Source organism: Roseateles sp. GW835-FHT13E02 (genome assembly GCF_058794035.1).
In genome coordinates this window covers 213215-232816 of sequence record NZ_JBXAGJ010000002.1, presented here as the reverse complement: position 1 = coordinate 232816, position 19602 = coordinate 213215, and the positions used below count along the sequence as shown (strand labels likewise).

The 19602-nt window shown below is 67.5% G+C and carries 12 protein-coding genes; all 12 read left to right on the top strand.

What is annotated here, in order from left to right:
* Positions 1–21: 21 nt before the first annotated feature.
* The 12 genes from AC1Q6P_RS02825 to AC1Q6P_RS02770 all read left to right on the top strand — a co-directional run bounded on the left by AC1Q6P_RS02825 (position 22) and on the right by AC1Q6P_RS02770 (position 19550).
* The gene (locus AC1Q6P_RS02825; RefSeq protein ID WP_492662946.1) at positions 22–1083 is read left to right on the top strand and encodes a S49 family peptidase; all 1062 of its coding nucleotides are present in this window, start codon (positions 22–24) and stop codon (positions 1081–1083) included.
* Positions 1084–1638: 555 nt separating this feature from the next.
* Positions 1639–2874, top strand: a complete 1236-nt coding sequence (locus tag AC1Q6P_RS02820; RefSeq protein ID WP_492662945.1) for a glycerophosphodiester phosphodiesterase — start codon at positions 1639–1641, stop codon at positions 2872–2874.
* A gap of 270 nt (positions 2875–3144) precedes the next feature.
* A complete protein-coding gene (locus AC1Q6P_RS02815; protein ID WP_171825673.1) occupies positions 3145–4071 on the top strand; it encodes a caspase family protein in 927 nt (308 codons plus the stop codon).
* Positions 4072–4089: 18 nt separating this feature from the next.
* A complete protein-coding gene (locus tag AC1Q6P_RS02810) occupies positions 4090–10128 on the top strand; it encodes a DUF7379 domain-containing protein (protein WP_492662944.1) in 6039 nt (2012 codons plus the stop codon).
* Between the two features lie 246 nt (positions 10129–10374).
* Complete coding sequence (locus AC1Q6P_RS02805) at positions 10375–11598, top strand: urate hydroxylase PuuD (protein ID WP_492662943.1); 1224 nt, start codon at positions 10375–10377, stop codon at positions 11596–11598.
* The gene (locus AC1Q6P_RS02800) at positions 11571–12908 is read left to right on the top strand and encodes a glycerate kinase type-2 family protein (RefSeq protein WP_492662942.1); all 1338 of its coding nucleotides are present in this window, start codon (positions 11571–11573) and stop codon (positions 12906–12908) included. The genes AC1Q6P_RS02805 and AC1Q6P_RS02800 overlap by 28 nt, the downstream gene beginning before the upstream one ends.
* 140 nt (positions 12909–13048) lie before the next feature.
* On the top strand, positions 13049–13813 hold the full coding sequence (locus tag AC1Q6P_RS02795) for a Crp/Fnr family transcriptional regulator (protein WP_171825677.1): 765 nt from the start codon (positions 13049–13051) through the stop codon (positions 13811–13813).
* Between the two features lie 162 nt (positions 13814–13975).
* Positions 13976–14818: an HDOD domain-containing protein gene (locus AC1Q6P_RS02790; RefSeq protein WP_133155150.1), complete on the top strand. Its 843-nt coding sequence runs from the start codon at positions 13976–13978 to the stop codon at positions 14816–14818.
* 325 nt (positions 14819–15143) lie between these two features.
* Positions 15144–15782, top strand: coding sequence for a DUF47 domain-containing protein (locus AC1Q6P_RS02785; protein WP_171825678.1), 639 nt, complete (start codon positions 15144–15146; stop codon positions 15780–15782).
* Between the two features lie 9 nt (positions 15783–15791).
* Complete coding sequence (locus AC1Q6P_RS02780) at positions 15792–16805, top strand: inorganic phosphate transporter (RefSeq protein ID WP_102767624.1); 1014 nt, start codon at positions 15792–15794, stop codon at positions 16803–16805.
* Between the two features lie 37 nt (positions 16806–16842).
* The gene (locus AC1Q6P_RS02775) at positions 16843–17490 is read left to right on the top strand and encodes a DUF47 domain-containing protein (RefSeq protein WP_171825679.1); all 648 of its coding nucleotides are present in this window, start codon (positions 16843–16845) and stop codon (positions 17488–17490) included.
* Positions 17491–17651: 161 nt separating this feature from the next.
* Complete coding sequence (locus AC1Q6P_RS02770; RefSeq protein WP_492662941.1) at positions 17652–19550, top strand: M48 family metallopeptidase; 1899 nt, start codon at positions 17652–17654, stop codon at positions 19548–19550.
* Positions 19551–19602: the final 52 nt, after the last annotated feature.

Genomic DNA, 19602 nt, shown 5'->3' with positions numbered 1-19602 from the left:
CAGAACGAGCCGTACCCCAAGATGAGCAACCATGACGAACTGCCGCGGCCGATTGCGGATCCGGTGATTGAAGGCGCTCCGCTGGCGAGCGAGCCGGCCGCGCGGCCTGGCCCTGCGACAGCAGCGGCCGCAACTGCGGCCAGCCCGGCCTCCGGCGCCGCAGCGTATGAGCCTTTGCTGGCCGAATTCGCCCGCGAGTACTTGCGTGACCGCCGCAGCGAGCGCCGCTGGCGGCTGGTCTTCCGCATGTTCTGGTTGCTGGTGCTGGCCTTCGGTGCTTGGCTGTTTCTGTACCCGCCGCATCTGCACCGGCCCAGCAATAACACGCCGCACACCGCCTTGGTCGAGGTGCGCGGCGAGATCGCGGCCGACACAGAGGCCAGCGCCGAGCTGATCCTGTCGGCCCTGAAGGACGCCTTCGAGGACCCCGGCTCGCAGGCCGTGGTGCTGCGAATCAACTCACCCGGCGGCAGCCCGGTGCAGGCCGGCATCGTCTACGACGAAATCCAGCGCCTCAAGGCCCTGCATGGCAAGAAGGTGTTTGCCGTGGTCGAGGAAATGTGCGCCTCGGGTGCCTACTACATCGCCGCGGCCGCAGACGAGATCTATGTGGACAAGGCCTCGGTCGTGGGCTCGATCGGCGTGCTGATGGACGGCTTTGGCTTCACCGGCCTGATGGGCAAGCTCGGCGTCGAGCGCCGCCTGCTCACCGCCGGCGAGAACAAGGGCATGCTGGACCCTTACAGCCCGGTCTCGCCCAAGCAGCAGGCGTTCGCCCAGGCCATGTTGAACCAGATCCACCAGCAGTTCATTGCCGTGGTGCGCGAAGGCCGCGGCAAGCGCCTCAAGGAAACGCCGGAGATGTTCTCCGGCTTGTTCTGGAACGGTGAACAGGCCGTAAAGATGGGTTTGGCCGATGAGTTCGGCAACCTCGACTACGTCGCCCGCGAGGTGGTCAAGGCCGAGGAAGTGATCGACTACACGCCGCGTGAAAACGTGGCCGAACGCCTGGCCAAGCGCTTCGGCGCCGCCCTGGGCGAAGGTGCGGTCAAGGCCGCGCGAGGCGGTTTGAGCATGCGCTGAGTCGCGGCAAACTTTGGATATCCAAGGAGGGGGCGAGTCCGGGAGGATTCGCCCCTTTTTGCTGTGCAGCATCCATCCTTGGGGATGGCGGCTGTAGGTACGAAGCAGCCCTTGGATCGGTTGTTGATCGGGCCGACTGGGCGCTCTGCTCCGCTCCTGTCCCCCGACCCCAGCCCGCGGCTGGGGTCTCCTCCTTGACTTCACTTCGCAGAGCACCCAGCCGTCCCGATCCAGCAAGGCCTTGCTCCTTCGGCGAAAACGCCGAGCGGTCGCACTGACAAGGGGTGTCGGGTGAGTGCTGAAGCGAAGTAAAGGGGGAGGCCAGTGCGCAGCACTGGCCGGAGGACATGAGCGGAAGCACTCGCCCGATGCCCCGTGGCACCAGCCTAACCTTCAACGGCAGCTCTGTGCCAGAACCAGCCCCTGCCACATCCGCTGCTGGATGTTTGCAGGTAGTCCGTTTGGCTCATGAGCGCTCATCGGCATGGTGAGAATTTTCACGGGGAATGAGGAATATGGCTCACGTCTTGTTGTTGTAGACCGGAGAGTCCCCCCATGCACACGAATCTGAATTTCACCGTCCTGGCCGCCTTGGCCGCTTTGTCTGGCTTGGCCGCCGCGCCGGCACAAGCCTGGAATACCTTGGATGGCAAGGCTCCGCTGGTGATCGCCCATCGCGGCGCCTCGGGCTACCTGCCCGAGCACACCTTGGAAGGCTATGCCAAGGCCATCCAACTGGGCGCGAACTACATCGAGCCCGACTTGGTGATGACGCGCGATGGCGTGCTGGTGGCCCGCCATGAGCCGGTGATCGGCGATTCGACCAATGTGCGATCGCTGGCCCAGTTCGCCGACCGCATGACGACCAAGACCATCGACGGCGTCAAGTACGAGAACCAGTTCTTCGTCGAAGACTTCACCCTGGCCGAGCTGAAGACCCTGGGCGCCAAGCAGACTCGCGCCGGCCGCCCGACCGAGTTCGATGGCCAGTTCAAGGTTCCGACCCTGGACGAAGTGATCGCCCTGGCCAAGGCCAAGAGCATCGAGACCGGCCGCACCATCGGCATCTATCCCGAGCTCAAGCACTCGACCTATATGCAGGGCGTCTCGCAAAGCCTGGGTTTCGGCAAGACTTACTTTGAAGACAAGCTGGTCTCGACCCTGCACGCTGCCTACGGCAACTCGGGCGCTGCACCGGTCTTCATCCAGAGCTTTGAAGTCGGCAATCTGCAGTACCTGAACACCAGGACCGACATCAAGCTGGTGCAGCTGGTGGATGCCGACGATGTCAACCCCGATGGCTCCATGTCCTTGGTTGCACCCTATGACCGCCCGTACGACGTGGCGGTGCGCAACGGTAAGCTGACCTTTGCCGACCTGGTCAGCAACGTCGGCCTGTCTTTTGTCGCCACCTATGCCGACGGCATCGGCCCCTGGAAGCCCTATCTGCTCAAGACCGTGGCCGACGGCGTGGACCGCACCGGTGATGGCGTCGTCAATGGCCAGGATCGTCGCCTTGACGGCAGCACCGGCGTGATCGAGAACGCCCATGCCAACGGCTTGTTCGTGCACACCTGGACCTTCCGCAACGACGCCTCCATGCTGGGCTTCAACGACCCGCAAAAGGAAATGGAAGCCTATCTGAAGATGGGCGTGGACGGCATCTTCACCGACTTCACCGACACCGGTGTCGCCGCCGTGGCGGCCGTGCCCGAGCCGCAAATCTATGCCCTGCTGCTCAGCGGCTTGGGCGTGATCGGCTGGCTGGGTCGCCGCCGCAACAAGGCCTGATCGCCGCGGCCCTGTGGGCCGTTCACGGGCGCGAAGTCGACGCAAAGCCGCAGGGCATGCCCCTGCGGCTTTTCTTTTTCCCTGGCGCGATTTGTTGCCCGCGCACCCTGGGTGAAACCCGTGGCTGTTTGGGCAATCTGAACCTAGGGGTTTCGTCCTGTTCGCATGTCGCCCAAGATGGCCGCCGGCTCCGCGCCGGCCGCTTCGGGCTGAGATCGCTGGCCGTTCATCCGAGACCCTCCGCGTTCATCTTTGTCAGGAGATCCGACCATGGCCAGCAAGAAAACTGCCGCCTCCAAGCCGCTGCTCAAACCCAAGGCAGCGTCCCTGCACATCGGCCTGAATGCCGTCAGCCCGGCGGCTTACGGGGGCTGGAGCGGACCGCTGGCGGCCTGCGAGTTCGATGCCCAGGACATGGCGGCCATAGCCAAAGCCCAGGGCATCGCCAAACCCGCGGTGCTGCTCACGCAAAAGGCGACGCGCGCGGCCGTGCTGGCGCAGATGCGTGCGGCGGCCAAGAGCTTGAAGGCTGGTGATTTCTTCCTGCTCAGCTACTCCGGCCATGGCGGCCAGGTGGCCGACAGCAATGGCGACGAACCCGACAAGAAGGACGAGACCTGGTGCTTGTTTGACGGCCAACTGATCGATGACGAGCTCTATTTCGAGCTCAGCCGCTTTGCCGCCGGTGTGCGCATCCTGGTGCTGTCCGACAGCTGCCACAGCGGCAGCGTCACACGCGCCTTCCCACCGCCGCCACCGCCGCCGGATCAGCGCCCCAAGCTCATGCCTGAAGAAGTGGCCAACCGCGTCTACCGCGAGCACCAGGCCTTCTACGACAAGCTGCAGGACGATGTGATGAAGGCGGCGGCCAGGGCGGCTTCGGCCGCACCTGTGGACCCCGATGCGGCCCTGGCTTTGGTAGGGGCCGCGGCGCAGGCCAGCAAGCTGGTGGGGCGCTTCCGGCCGGCCGTGCTCTTGATCTCGGGCTGCCAGGACAACCAGACCTCGATGGACGGCCCGCACAACGGCGCTTTCACCGGCCAATTGCTCAAGGTCTGGAACAACGGCGCCTTCAGCGGCAATTACTCGGCCTTCCATGCCCGCATCCGCGCCGGTCTGCCGCCCAGCCAGTCGCCCAATCTCTTCGTCCTGGGGCCGGCTGCGGCCTTTCTTGCGCAAAAGCCTTTCACTGTCTGAGCCTTGCTGGAGCCCGCCATGCCCGCTGCCGCCGCCCCCATCCCTCTGCGCCTCAGTGCCCGCGCCACTGGCCAGGCTCAGCTGCCTCAGCTGCTGATGCCAGCCACCCGCGCGGCGGGAACGCCGCAAGAGCAGGGCGATGTGTTTTTTCCGGCCGGCTACCTCCAGCCCCTGGCCAGCTTCGAGACCAGCCCGGCCGCGCGCAGCAGCGTGGCCGGTGCCTCCCAGCATGAGGCTGCGCTGGCACCGGATGCCCTGATGCTGATCGAGCTGGCCGATGGCAGCAGCCTGATCACCAGTGCCGCACGCCTGCAGCAAAGCCTGCGCCTGAGCCACCCCGAGTTGCTCGACCCCGCGACAGGCGCCATCCTGCTGGAGCAGCTGCGCCAGCAAGGCGCCGCCCCCAGCCGCGGCCTGGGAGAGGCCGTCGGCGGCCTGATCAGCAGAGTCTTCACCTTCGCGGCAGGCGACAAGCCTGATTCCATCATCAAGCTGGCTCTGGGCAAGCTGGCAGACAAGGCCGAGCTCGGCGTCACCTGGGCCGGCACGCGTGCGCTGATGTGGGCGATCGAGTGCCAGCTGGACCAGGAGCCCGGGCTGTACCGCTGGGTCTCGGCCACCGGCAAGGCGCAAGACCTGGCCCCGCACGGCCTGGATCTGCTCACGCCGGTGGACCCGGCCACGGCCCAGCCCATGCTGGTGTTTGTGCATGGTACCGGTTCCAGCTCGCTGGGCAGCTTTGGCGAGCTGCGCAACGGCGACCGCGATCTCTGGGGCGCGCTGGAGGCGCGCTTTCGCGGTGGCATCTTTGCCTTCGAGCATCGCACCCTTTCCGAGAGCCCGATCGAGAATGCGATCGCCCTGGCGCGCTCCCTGCCCATCGGCGCCCATGTCAACCTGGTCTCGCACTCCCGCGGCGGCCTGGTGGCCGATCTGCTCTGCCTGGATAAATTTGACGATCTGATCGAGCGTTATGCCTATGCCTTCGAAGGCACGGGCGTGGCCGATGAAGCGGAGAACCAGCGCATCCGCGCTGAGCTGGATGCAGGACATGCCGAGCAGCGCGAGCAGCTGCGCACCCTGGCCCGGGTGCTGCGTGAGCGCCGCCTGGTGGTGCAGCGCTATGTGCGTGCCGCCTCGCCGGCCAGCGGCACCAAGCTGGCCAGCGGCAATTTCGATGTCTTTCTCTCCGGCCTGCTGAGCCTGATCGGCCGCGTGCCGGTGTTCTTCGGCAGCCCGCTGTACTCGGCCTTCAAGCGTGTGGTGATCGAGATCGCCAAGAACCGCACCGATGCCCATCTGGTGCCCGGCATCGAGGCCATGCTGCCCGATTCGCCGCTGGCCCGCCTGCTGCGCGAAGCGCCGGTGCGGCCCGGCACGCAGATGGCGGTGATTGCCGGTGATATCGAGGGCGGCGGCCTCTTGCGCCGGGTCGGCGTGATGTTGACCGACTACCTGCTCTTCGATATGGACGACAACGACCTGGTCGTCAACACCAGCGCTATGCTGGCCGGCATCGCCCCGAAGCTTTCGGCCCGGGTGCTGTTCGATCGCGGTGCCGATGTTTCGCACTTCCGCTATTTCCTCAATGCCGACACACGCAGCGCCTTGCGCGACTGGCTGACCCACAGCGAGCCGGCCCGGCTGCCCAACTTTCACGACCTGCCGGCTCAGGCCGACTTTGCCGCGGCCATGGCCGCCGCCCTGGCGGCCAGCAGCAGCCGCGCGGTGGGCGCGGACACGCGGCCCATCGTCGTGGTGTTGCCCGGCGTGATGGGCTCGCATCTGCGCGCCGGCCCCAAAGACCGGGTCTGGTTCGATCCCCTGGACATTGCTGCGGGTGGTCTGGAAAAGCTGGCCTGGCAGGAGGGGGGAGCGGGGGTGGAGGCCGAAGAGCTGTTCGCTATGTTCTACGGCAAGCTGTGCGAGCACCTGAGCAAGAGCCACCAGGTCGAGCCTTTCCCCTACGACTGGCGCCAGCCGCTTGACGTGCTGGCCGAGCGCCTGGGGCAGTTCCTCGATCGCCTGCTCAAGGAAAGCGACCAACCCATTCGCCTGCTGGCCCACAGCATGGGTGGCCTGGTGGTGCGTGCCTGCATCCACAAGCGCCGCGCGGTGATGGACAGCCTGATGGCGCGCGACGGCGCCCGCCTGCTGATGCTGGGCACGCCGCACCAGGGCGCGCACTCCATGGTCGAGAACCTGATCGGCAAAGGCGACACCTTGCGCACCCTGGTACGCCTGGACATGACCCACGATATGCAGGAGGTGCTGGACATCATTGCCGGCTTTCGCGGCGCTCTGCAGCTGCTGCCCAAGCCTGGCTTTGTTGACACCTTCCAGGGCCTGCCCGAGGGGGGCGTCAGCCTGGCCTACCAACAGGCCGAGACCTGGGCCGAGCTCAAAGGCCTGGTGCGCGATTTCTGGTTCGGCAACGGCCGCGCCGGCACCCCGCCCCAGCCCGTGCTGGATGCTGCCAGCTGGCTGTGGCAGCAGGATGGCCCGGGGCTGCCCAGCCTGCCTCTGGCCTACGCGAGCAAGAGCGTCTACATCTTTGGCCAGGCGCCCAACACGCCATGCGGCATTCGCATCGAAGGCAAGGACAACTCTCGCCGGCTCAAGATGGTGGGCACCACCCGTGGCGATGGCACGGTCAGCTGGGACTCCGGCCGCATCGGCGGCATCGGCCGCTTCTTCTACATGCCGGCCGCGCATGGTGACCTGCTGGCCACGCCGGCCCATTTCCCGGCGCTGGTGGAGCTGCTGACCTCGGGTCAGACTGCCCGCCTGGCCGTCAATCCGCCGGCCCAGCGTGCCATCGAGCAGGCCATGCCCACCCATTACGACGCCGGCCCGCCGAGCGCCGAGGACCCCGATGCCTTGCTGCGCGGCCTGCTCGGCGCCTCGGCCCGCGACCGCGTTCCGGCCCGTACCAAGCGACGGCTGGAGGTCCAGGTGCGCGCCATGGACCTGCGTTTCGTGACCGATCCCATCATGGTGGGCCACTACCTGCGCGACCCGATTGCCGGTGCCGAGAGCCTGATTGACCGCGAGCTGCTCAGCGGTGAACTCAGCGAGCGCCACAGCCTGGGCCTGTATGCCGGCAGCCGCGGTTCTGCCGTCGTGGTGCTGCGCGTGCCCGGTGATGCCGAGCGCCGCCGCGGCAACCTCAGTGGTGCCGTGGTGACCGGCCTGGGTTCTTACGATTTGCCGCTCAACCCGGCCGACCTGACCGAGGCGGTGCGCACCGGCGCGTTGCGCTACCTGCTGCAGGTCATCGATGTGCTGGGCAAGGGCGAGCGAGAGCTGACCCTGGCCAGCCTGCTGCTGGGCTACAACTCTTCGGCCAATCTGACCGTGGCGGCTTCGGTCGAGGCTCTGGTGCGCGGCGTGATGGAGGCCAATGCGCGCTTCTTCGCCACCACCGGTCTCAACATCCGCATCGGCCGCTTGGATTTGATCGAGCTCTACCTCGACACCGCCATCAGCGCCACCTATGCCTTGCGCCAGCTCAGCGCCACGCTGAGTGACCAGGCCGAGCGCCAGGGCATTTCCTTGCTCTGCCGCGGTGAGCTGCAGCAGGGCGAGGGCCTGCGCTCGCGCCTCTTCGATGCCGGCAGTGCCAGCTACTGGCCGCGCCTGATCGTCGCCGATGCCGACCGCAGCGCCGATGCCCCCGCTCCGGCCGGCAACAATGCCGCAGCGCTCGCCCAGCGCCTGCGCTACACCTATGTCGGCCAGCGCGCCCGGGCCGAATCGGTGGCGCTGCAGCGGCAGCCGGGTTTGATCGAGCAGCTGGTCAGCCAGCAGATCGGCAACCCGATCTGGAACGAAGACTTCGGCCGCCTGCTGTTCCAGCTGATGGTGCCGCATGACTTCAAGGATGCGGCTCGGCAATTGGACCGGGTGGTGCTGGTGGTCGATGCCTACACCGCCAACCTGCCCTGGGAGCTGCTGCTCGGTGACGACCCCGAGCGCCCGGCCGAGGAAAAGCTGCCTCTGGCCCTGCGCACGGCTGTGGTACGCCAGCTGGCCTCGCCACGATTCCGCAATGTCGTGCGTCAGGGCAGCGGCCGGCGCGCGCTGGTGATCGCCAACCCCAGCAGCGAAGGCTTTGCCAAGGGCTTCCCGATGATCGCCGGCCAGCCCAGCGCGGCACCGCCGGATCTGCCCGGCGCCGAAGCCGAGGGCCAGCAGATCACGGCTTTGCTGAGCCGCATCGGCTACGAGGTCGAGTCCCAGGTCGGCAACTGGCTTCGGGCCAGCGATGTGCTGGCCAAGCTGTACAGCCAGCCCTGGCGCTTGCTGCATATCTCGGCCCACGGGGTGTTCAACCTCACGCATGCCGATGGTCAGGCGCGCAGCGGCGTGCTGCTCTCGGACGGTCTCTTGATCACTGCCGCCGAGATCGAGGCCATGGAGACCGTGCCCGAGCTGGTGTTCCTGAACTGCTGCCACCTCGGCCAGGTGGACCCGGCCGGCAAAGGCCAGGGCAGCAACAAGCTGGCCGCCAGCGTGGCCCGCGAGCTGATCGAGATCGGCGTGCGCTGTGTCATCGTCGCCGGCTGGGCTGTTAACGATGAATCGGCGCGGCGCTTCGGCCAGGTCTTCTACGAGCAGCTGCTGCTGCGCCGCCAGAGCTTTGGCGATGCCGTCTTTCGGGCCCGCCGTGCGGTCTGGGACAGCCACCCCGAGGACATCACCTGGGGCGCCTTCCAGGCCTATGGCGACCCAGGCTGGATGGCTGAGCCACAGGGGCAGGGCGGGGACGAGGCCCGCCGTGCAGATGCGGGCGAGGGTGGAGGCCCGCCCCTGTTCGTCTCGCCCGAGGAATGGCTGGACGAGCTGGCACGGCTGCGGGCGGATCTCTCGCGCCGCCGCGATCACCTGAGTGCGCGTGAGCTTGAGGCCTTGGGCCAGCGTGTGCAGGACACCCTGGACCGGCGCTGCCCGGCCGGTTGGCTGGAGCTGCCGCAGCTGCAGTCGGCGCTGGGCCGCACCTGGATGGAGCTGGGCCAGCTGGAGCAGGCGCGCGAGGCCTTGCTGCGCGCGGTGCAGGCGGTGGATCGCAGCGGCGCCGTGCCGATTTCGGATCTGGAAAAGCTGGTCGATGTGGAGACGCGCCTCGGCGAGGCGCAGGCGGTCGACGCGCTGAGCCGCTCGACCCAGGCGGGCAAGGCGGGCAAGTCTGGCTCTCACGCAGCCGAGCCTCTGGACACCGGCCTGATCGAGCTGGCCCTGCGCCGCCTCGACGGCCTCGATGTCTTGCTGGCCGGGCCGGCCGCTGCAGCGCAGGACGCGCTTCCGGCCTCCAACCACTCCGAGCGCACGGCCTTGCGCGGCAGCGCCTGGCAGCGCCTGGCCAGCTTGCAGGCGCGGCGCTTGCTCAGCGGCCAACTGGACATGGCGGCTGCCGATGAGGCCGCGCGCTTGATGGACCAGGCCTTGCAGAACAGCGTGGCGGCCTACAAGGCCGGCGAGGGGCAGCCGGGTAGCGATAGCTTCAGCGCCTGCCATGCGCTCTACCGCCTGGCCCTGGATGCCCTGACCGATTGGCAGAGCCCGGCCCAGCGCGACGCGGCCATCGCCCTGGCCCAGCAATGCCGGCGCGATGCGGCGCAGAAGTTCGCCATCGAGCCCAGCCCCTGGGACTTGCTGATCCAGCCCGAAGCCTTGCTGGTCGAGCGCCTGCTTGACGGCAGCCTGGGGCGTGCCGGCGAAGAAGGGCGGCGCGCGCAGGAAGATCTCGCCAGTGCCTATCTGCAAGCGCTGGACGGCGTCAGCGCCCGGCCGGCGCAGCTGGAAGCCATGGTCAACCGGCTGGAGCGGCTCTCACGCTTCCACGATGCCCTGGCCCTGGTGCGCTACCGTGACGAGGCGCTGGAGCGCACCGCGGCCGGCCTGGCCGACCTGGCCGCACGCCTGCTACCCGGGCGGGCGCTGCGCGCGGATCGGCCCCGCACGGGCGCCGAGGCACTGCAGGCCGGGGCTGCAGTCAAGCCGGCCGCCAAGTCAGGCCCCAAGCCAGCGGCGAAGGCCAAAGCCAAGCGCCGTTGAGCATGGCGTTCCGGGCCTGTCAGAGCGTCGACTGAAAGAAAACCCGAACAGGCGGGTGGGGCGGAACTGTATACACTTTGCCCACTCGTCGCAGCGGAGCGCTGCCGGCGCGCCGCGCGGCCCGGCTGCCCCGCGGCGGCGGGCAGAGGAGTCGGGCCAGGCTTTGCACTGGCCCCACGCGACAGGGATTGCAGCTCACAGCGCCCGCCTGTGGTGAGCCGCCTCTGACTCGGAACCGCTTCAACCATGGATGTTTTCTCGCCCGCCTATCTGCTGGACTGGGCTGCCTTGCTGCTGCGCTGGTTGCACGTCATCGTCGGCATTGCCTGGATCGGCGCCTCCTTCTACTTCGTCTGGCTGGACAACCATCTGCAAAAACCCAGCGCGCCCGAGCTGCGCGCGCGAGGCGTGGATGGCGAGCTCTGGGCCGTGCACGGCGGCGGCTTCTACAACCCGCAGAAGTACATGGTGGCGCCGCCCGATCTGCCGCAGCAGCTGCACTGGTTCTACTGGGAAAGCTACTGGACCTGGATCAGCGGCTTCGCGCTCTTTGTGCTGCTGTACCTGGCCAACGCCAACACCTATCTGATCGATCCCCGCGTCCATGCCTGGAGTGCGCCGGCTGCTGTGGCTGCGGCCCTGGGCTTTCTGGCCTCGGGCTGGTTGGTCTACGACCAGATCTGCCGCCGCTTCGGCCACAAGGCCGATGGCAGCATCGGCAACGACGGCCGGGTGCTGGGCCTGATTGCGGTCTTTGTCGTCGGCGCCAGCTGGGCGGCCAGCCAGCTGTTTGCCGGCCGTGCGGCCTTTCTGATCATTGGCGCCATGCTGGCCACGATGATGAGCGCCAATGTGCTGTTCTGGATCATCCCGGGCCAGAAGCAGGTGATTGCCGACATGCGCGCCGGCCGGCCGGTCAGCCCGGTGTTCGGCCAGCGCGGCAAGCAGCGCAGCGTGCACAACACTTATTTCACCCTGCCGGTGCTGATTGCCATGCTGTCCAACCACTACGGCATGCTCTACAGCCATGCCCAGAACTGGCTGGTGCTGGTGCTGCTGATGGCCGTGGGCGTGCTGGTGCGGGTGTTCTTCGTCCAGCGCCACAAAGGCGTGCAGGACTGGCGCTTTGTGGCGGCCGCGCTGGCCCTGCTGGCGGGCTTGATCGTCTGGATGGCGCCGCGGTCGGCGCCGGCTCCAGATGCTTCAGCAGCAGCGGCCCCAGCTCCTGCGGCCCCGGGCATGGCCGAGGTGCAAGCCATCGTCACGCAGCGCTGTGTGATGTGCCATAACGCACAATTGGCGCAGAAGGGGGTGCAGCTGCACAGCCCCGAGCTGATTCGTCACAACGCCCAGGCGCTCTACCAGCAGGCCGTGGTGCAAAAACTCATGCCCATGAACAACGCCACCCAGATCACCGACGCGGAGCGCGCCCTGCTGGGCCAATGGTTCGAGGCCGGAGCCCAGCCTTGACCCTGCCCGACCCCAAGGCCTTGCTGCGCCAGCTCTACCAGGCGGCCGTGGACCGCGCCTTGCCGGCGCGCACCCTGGCGGCCGAGCTGCCGCCCGCGCCGCCGCGTGGCCGCACCCTGGTGCTCGGCGCCGGCAAGGCGGCCGGCGCCATGGCGCAGGCGCTGGAGGCCGCTTTGCAGTCGCAATGGCCGACCGACGCACCCGTGTCGGGCCTGGTGATCACGGCCTATGGCCACACCCCGCCGGGCTACCGGCCGCGGCGCCTCGAGCTGGTCGAAGCGGCCCACCCGGTGCCCGATGCCGCGGGCCAGGCCGCGGCGCAGCGCATGCTGGCCCTGTGCCAGGGCCTGAGCGCCGACGATCTGGTGATCTGCCTGATCTCGGGCGGGGGCTCCTCCCTGCTGAGCCTGCCGGCCCCGGGCCTGAGCCTGGCCGACAAGCAGGTGCTGAATCGGGCCCTGCTGCACAGCGGCGCCTCGATCGGCGAGATGAACTGCGTGCGCAAGCACCTCTCGGCCATCAAGGGCGGGCGCCTGGCGGCGGCTTGCGCGCCCGGGCAAGTCCTGACCCTCTTGATCAGCGATGTGCCCGGCGATGAGCCCGGCGTGATCGCCTCCGGCCCCACGGTGGCCGATGCCAGCAGCTGCCGCGATGCCCTGGCCATTTGCGCCCGCTACCGCCTGAGCCTGCCGGCTGCGGCGCGCGCCGGCTTGGAGTCGGGCGCCTTCGAGACGGTCAAGCCGGGCGAGGCCTTCTGGGCCCAGCAGCAGCTGCGCATGCTGGCCACGCCGCAGATGAGCCTGGAGGCCGCGGCCGAGGCGGCGCGCGCGCTGGGCCTGGCCGCTCACATCCTCAGCGACGAGATCGAGGGCGAGGCGCGCGAGGTGGGCCGCGTGCATGCGGCGCTGGCCCGCGCGGCGGCGCGGCGCGGCCAGCCCTTTGCCAAGCCCTGTGTGCTGATCTCGGGTGGCGAGACCACGGTCACCGTGAAGCCCCCGCCATCGGGGCAAGCGCTCGGGCAGGGCGGCCGGGCCACCGAGTTCTTGCTGGCCTGCGCCATCGCCCTCGATGGCGAGGCCGGCGTCTACGGGCTCTCGGCCGACACCGATGGCATCGATGGTGTCGGTGACAACGCCGGCGCCTTCCTCACGCCTAGCAGCCTGGCCCGCGCCCGTGCCCTGGGTCTGAATCCCCGCGCCGAGCTGGAGGCCCACAACGCCCGCGGTTTCTTCGCGCCCCTGGGCGATCTCTTGATCACCGGGCCCAGCTTCACCAATGTCAACGACTTCCGCGCCCTGCTGATTCTCTGAGTGATCCGCGGAGTGATCCTCTGCGTGATCGTCAGAGGCGGCAGCGCTTGGCGCCGGCCTAGCTCCGCATGCTTTGACCTTGCTCAAAGACAAAGCCGCGCTTCTGGCCGACAGTGGCAGCCATCGTTCTCATGCCACTCATGTCGTTGCCCATCTTGGACAAGGTCCTCACTCCCGCCACGCCGACCCCTGCTGCTGCGCCCTCGCTGGTGCCGGCCTCGGTGTGGACCACGCTGTTCGGCCCGCCACGCCTGGCGGCCGATGAGCTGCGGGGTCTGCAGGAACTGGCCCGGGTGCGCAGCCTGTGCAGCGGCGCCTGTGCCTTCAAGCGTGGTGATCCGGCCGACACCCTGGTGGCCGTGCTCGAAGGCGCGGTCGGCCTGGGCACCCATGCCAGTGGCAGTGCCACGGCGCCGGCCATGCCGGGGCAGGGCGGCCAGTTCCAGCTCGAGCGCGCCATCCATGGCCCGCAGTGGCTGGACAACAGCAGCGCCTGGCTGGAAAAAGGCCGCACCCAGGACGCCCAGGCCTTGATGCCGGCGCGGCTGCTGGAACTGCCGGTCAGCGGCGTGCGTGTGCTGCTGAACCGCCACCCGGTGATGAGCGAGCGATTGCTGCAATGCCTGGCCCAGTCGGTGCAGAACCTGACCGGTGCGGCCCATGATTTGATGGCCAAGGACGCGCAAAAGCGTCTGGCGACTTGGCTGCTGCAACGCAGCCCGGCCAGCGGTGAAGAGGTGGCCCTGCGCGAGCGCAAGCGCGAGCTGGCTGCCCAACTGGCCATCACGCCCGAGACCCTCTCGCGCCTGCTGCGCCAGCTGATGAGCGCCGGCCTGATCGAGGTGCGCGGCTACTCCATCAAGCTGCTCAATCTGGCGGCGCTGCAGAGCCTGGCCCAGGGCTGAAACCGGCGCCAGCCAGCGGCAAGCGCCGCGCAAACGTGCATTGTTGGCTCCAGCATGAATACACCGCCTTCGCGGCGCATTTGCAGGCTTTGAAGCGGCCAAGCCCTCACTTAGACTGCAAGCGAACACGGGCCCGTCGACCCGTTCAGCCAGGAGAGCAATGTGACCGCAGCAGCCATGGCAGCCGCCGAAAAATTCTTCGAGAAGAACAATGCCCTGCCCACCATGCCCGAGGTGGCCAGTCGCTTGATTCGCAGCTTTGACGACGAGAACATCAGCCTCGGTGCCGTTGCCGATCTGATCGGCAAGGACGCCGCCCTGGCGGCCAAGGTCCTGCGCCTGGCCAACTCGGCGCGCTACAGCCCCTCGCACCAGATCTCCAGCCTCAACGACGCGGCCGCTGCGCTGGGCATGGAGACCTTGCGCAATCTCTCGCTGGCCGCCTGCCTCTCCAGCGCCTTCCCGGTCATCCCTGGCCTGGACCGCACCCTGTTCTGGCGCCACAGCATTGCCACCGCGGCCTACTCGCGCATCCTTAGCCGCATGCTGCAGCTCGATGCCGACACGGCTTATCTGTCCGGCCTGATGCTGCGCACCGGCCAGCTCTTGATGGCGCTGCGCGACCCCGAGCTGGTGGCCGATGTCGAGGCCCATGCGGCCGAGCCGGGCAGCCGCTTCTCGCTGGAGATGCACCGCTTTGGCTGCACCCATGCTGACGTCACCGCCTGCCTGGCCGCGCACTGGCATTTCCCGGCGCCTATGGTCGAGGCCTTCAAGGACGCCGACACGCCGATGGAGATCCGCCCCTTTTCGCTGATGGCGGCCGTGCTGCATCTGGCCGAGGTGCTGGCCGACGCGGCCGAGCACCATGACAACCCCAGCCAGTCCCTGCTGGTGGCGGTGCCCGAACTGGTCGAGCACCTGCACCTGGACTTGGCCTTCCTGGAGGCCAAGATCACGGCCGCGGGCGATGTGACCAGCGATGTCGAGCAACTGCTCAGCTAGCAAGACCTGACCCGCCCCGCGCCCTCCAAGCCGGCCGCCTTCACGTGAAGGCGGCTTTTTTTGCTTTCGGTCGGGCGGTGCGAGGCGCCGGCTGCCTGTTGTTTTCACCCCTGGATGAGGGTTTGAGTGCGCTCCCGAGGCCGGCGGGTGGCCGGGGATGCGAAAATATGTGGTTTGTCGTCATCACGGTGACACAAATCAGCACTAGCCCTTGTTGACAAGGGCAAAATCCGGCCGCTGACCCCCAAGGCGGGCGAGAGGCGCCCGCTTTTGGCGGGATGCTCTGGCGCCCACGGCCCCCATTCAAGTCCCCCAGGAGTATTCGATGTTCAGTAGCCTGATGCCACAGCGCAGGGAGTTCTATGAGCTTCTTGCGGCGCACTCAGACCGCGTGGTTGCCGGTGCCAACGCCATGTTGCGCCTGGTCAACAGCCTCGGTGAGCGCAACCAAGATGTGGCAGCGCTGGCCCAGGAGGTCGATCAGAACGAGAAGAGCGCCGACAAGATCAAGGCGGCCTTGATCCAGTTGCTGCACAAGTCCTTCACCACGCCGATCAACCGCGACCAGATCCACACCCTGACGATCGAGATCGATCAGGTCATCAACGCCCTGCGCCGTGTGGCACAGGCGGTGGAGATGTACAACATCACCGACTCCACGGTCGAAGGCCGCGAAATGGCCTCGCTGGGCGCCGACGCCTGCCTGCGTCTGAACCAGGCCGTCAGCCTGTTGGGCGACAAGAAGCGCACCGCCGAGATCATCGACCTGTGCAAGCAGATCGAGGTGATCGAGTCCAAGGGCGACCGCATCGAGCGCAGCGCGGTGACCCGCCTGTTCGAGGCCGGCGGCAGCCCCTGGATCGCCATGAAGATGCGCGAGTTCTACGGCCTGCAAGAAGACGTGCTGGACTGCTGCGAAGACGCCGCCAAGACGATTGAAGAAATCCTGATCGAGAACTCCTGAGGACATGTCATGGAAGGACTAACGATCAGCATCTGGGTGCTGGGCCTGCTTATTTTTGTGGCCCTGGCATTCGACTTCATGAATGGTTTCCATGATGGCGCGAACTCGATTTCGACTATCGTGGCCACCGGCGCCCTGACGCCCAAGCAGGCCGTGGCCTTTGCGGCCTTCTTCAACTTTGCGGCCATCTGGGTGTTCCAGCTCAAGGTGGCGGCCACCATCGGCAAGGGCACGGTGGACCCGAGCTTTGTCGATTACTACGTGATTTTTGGCGCCCTGATGGGGGCGCTGATCTGGAACATCATCACCTGGTACTACGGCATCCCCTCGTCCTCGTCCCACGCCCTGGTCGGCGGCCTGATTGGCGCCACCATGATCAAGGCCGGTTCGGGCGCGCCCATCGTCTGGAGCGGCTTTGGCAAGATCCTGGCCTTCATCATCATTTCGCCATTCGTGGGCTTCATGCTCGGGGGCTTGCTGATGGTGGCGGTGGCCTGGGCGTTTCGAAACCGCTCGCCCCACCAGGCCTCCAAGTGGTTCAAGAACGCCCAGTTGGTGGCTGCCGCGGCCTACAGCCTGGGCCACGGTGGCAATGATGCGCAGAAGACCATCGGCATCATCTGGCTGCTCTTGATCTCGGCCGGCGCGGCTACCACCGATGTGCACACCTTGCCCAACTGGGTGATCTATGCCTGCTACATCGCCATTGCCTGGGGCACGTATCTGGGCGGCTGGCGCATCGTCAAGACCATGGGCACCAAGATCACCAAGCTGAACTCGGTCAGCGGCTCCTGCGCCTCCATGGGCGGCGCCATCAGCCTGGGTCTGGCGACGCTGGGCGGCATTCCGGTCTCCACCACCCATACCATCACCGGCGCCATCGTCGGCGTGGGCGCAGCCCAGGATGTGAAGGCCGTGCGCTGGGGGGTGACCTTCAATCTGGTGGTGGCCTGGGTGCTGACGATTCCAGCCTCGGGCTTGATCGCTGCGCTGTTCTGGTACATCGGCCGCGGCATCCTGTGATGCCTGGCCGCATGCCGACTCCGACTGAGAATCTGAAATGAGCAGCCACCTGACTCCCAAACGCAACGCCTTTTTCGAACTGCTGGCTTCGCACACCACCCGCATGGTGGCGGGCGGCAACGCAACCCTGCGCCTGATCACGGGCCTGGGCCAGCCCGGTGCTCAGACGCTGGAATTGATCGAGGAAGTGCATGAGTACGAGACCAGCGCGGACAAGATTCTTGAGGATCTGATCCGTCTGCTCTACGAGAGCTTCACCACCCCGATCAACCGCGATCAGCTGCACACCCTGGCATTGGATCTGGACCGGGTGCTGGACGAGTTGCAGCATGTCTGCAACGCCGTCGGCGCCTACCGGATCAACGAAACCACCCAGGAAGCCCGCACCATGGCCGCCCTGGTGGCCGATGCCTGCCTGCGCCTGGATCGCGCCGTGCTGGCCTTGCCCGACAAGACCCGCGGCCAGGAAACCCTGGATCTGTGCAAGGAGATCGACCGCATCGAGCATGAGGTCGATACCTTGCGCAAGCGCGCCATCAAGGCCATGTTCGAGCAAGAGGGCGATGACGCCGCCGCCTGGCGGGCCATCAAGCTGCGCGAGCTCTACTCGCTGCTCGAAACCGTGATGGAAGCCTGCAAACGTGCCGCCGGCACGATCGAAGAGATCCTGATCGAAAACGCCTGAAGCCGTGCTTGGGGAGGGCGGCGCCGCGGCGGGTTGCAGCGCCATCTCCCTAAGCTGAAATCCCAGCAGGGTGCGCTGACGCATTCGCCAGTTCTGCCAATTCCGTCACAATGCCGTCGCCCCCAAGAAGGGGCGATTTTCATTTGTGGAGGGAGAGGGGCGTGAATTCGGCCGACCATGTGCACCTGCTGCGCCTGAATGAACAGGCCAGCCGCGATGAACCTGAGCGTTATCGCCGCCGCGTGCTGCGCTTTGCCCTGCTGGGCTACGGCGTCGTGCTGCTCTGCGCCGTGCTCGGTCTGGCCGGTGTCCTGGGCCTGGCCTGGCATCTTCAGAATGGTGGCCGGCCCGGGGGCTGGATGGTGTGGGTGGGCCTGGCCTGCCTGGGGCTGCTGATTGCGGCCTTGCAAGGCCTGCGTGTGCCCTTCGATGCGCCCGAGGGCCAGGTCTTGACCGCGGCGGATGCGCCCGAGCTCTTCGGTGTGCTGGAGAAGATCCGCGCCAAAGTCGGCGGTCCGGCCTTGCACCGGGTCTGGATCACCGGTGATTTCAATGCCGCCATCGTCCAGCAGCCCTTGTTCCTGGGCCTGCACCATCGCAACCATCTGCTGCTGGGCTGGCCCATGCTGTCGGCCCTGGAGCCGCGCCGCCTGTTCGCCGTCATTGCCCACGAGTATGGTCACCTGCGCGGCGATCACGGCAAGCTGTCGGCCTGGATCTACCGCACGCGCCTGGCCTGGATTCGGCTGAGCCGCCGCTACCGCGAAGGCGGCTCGCCGGTCAGCTGGGTGCTGGGTGGCTTTGCCGGCTGGTACTTTCCGCGTTTCGATGCGCTCAGCTTTGCGCTGGCGCGTGAGGACGAGTACGAGGCCGATCGGGTCTCGGCCCGGCTCTTCGGTTCCGAGGTGGCCAGCCAGGCCCTGCTGGAGATCGCCATCAAGGCCCAGTGGTACGAGCAGGAGTTCTGGCGCCGCCACTGGCGCCTGGCCCGGGTCGAGGCGCAGCCCAGTCCCTTCAGCAACCTGCCCACGAGCTTGCAGCGCGCCAGCGAGCCCGGCTGGCAGCAAGAGGCCCTGCGCCGTGAGCTGCGCCGGCTGGCCAGTTTTGACGACACCCATCCGGTGCTCAAGGACCGCCTGGCGGCCCTGGCGCCCGACCCGGATCGCCCACCGCTGCCGCGCCCGCCCCAGCCTTCTGCCGGCCACGCCTTGGGCCTGCTGGGCGTGGCGCGCGAGCGCATCGGCCAGGCGCTGGACGGCGCCTGGTGGGAACAGCACCGCGCTGACTGGCGCGCTCATGGCGAACGCCTGCGCCAGCAGCATGCCCAGGCCCTGGAGTTGCAGCAGCGGGCTCGCGCCGGCACCCAACCCCTGGTGGCCGAGGAATGGCTGGCCTGGGCGGACGCGATGGAGGCACTGAGCGACCAAGACCCGACCCCGCTGCTGGAGCGTGCGCTGAGCCTGGCGCCACGCCACCCCCAAGCCCTGCGTCGTCTGGCCCTGCGCCATGCACCGCAGGCCGATTTGCGTGTGGGCGACTGGCTGGAGCAGCTCTTCCAGCATCACGAAGACCAGGCCTGGTTCGCGGCGCGCCTGGCCCAGGATTGGATGGATGCCGCCCAGGCGCGCGACCAGGTGCTGCCGCCCGAACAGCGGCGCCTCTGGCGCCAGCGCCTCAGCGAGAGCGAGGCCATGGAGCACAGCGCCTGGGAGCGTTTCGCCGAGCTGCCGCCCTGGGAGCAGACCCTGGCGCCCCGCCTCAGTGCCGACCAGCTGCGTGAGCTGCGCGGCGTGCTGCTGCGCGAGCCCGAGCTGCAGGCCGCCTGGTTGGGTGAGCAAGAGCTGGACGTCAAACCCGCGCGTCGCCACTTCACGTTCTGGGTGCAGGCCAAGCCGGGCTGGAGCGAGGACTCGGCCGACGCCCTGGCCGAGCGGCTCTTCCATGCCTTGCGCGACACCGAGCTGCCGGGCCGCCTGCGCGTGATGGTGCTGGGCCGCCATGTCGAGCCGGCACGGCGCAAGGTGCAGGGCGATCTGCTGAGTCTGGTGCAGCGGGGCTGAAGCCTGAGCAGGCACGAGGCCAGGCCGGTGCCGCCCTCTCGAAGACCAGCCT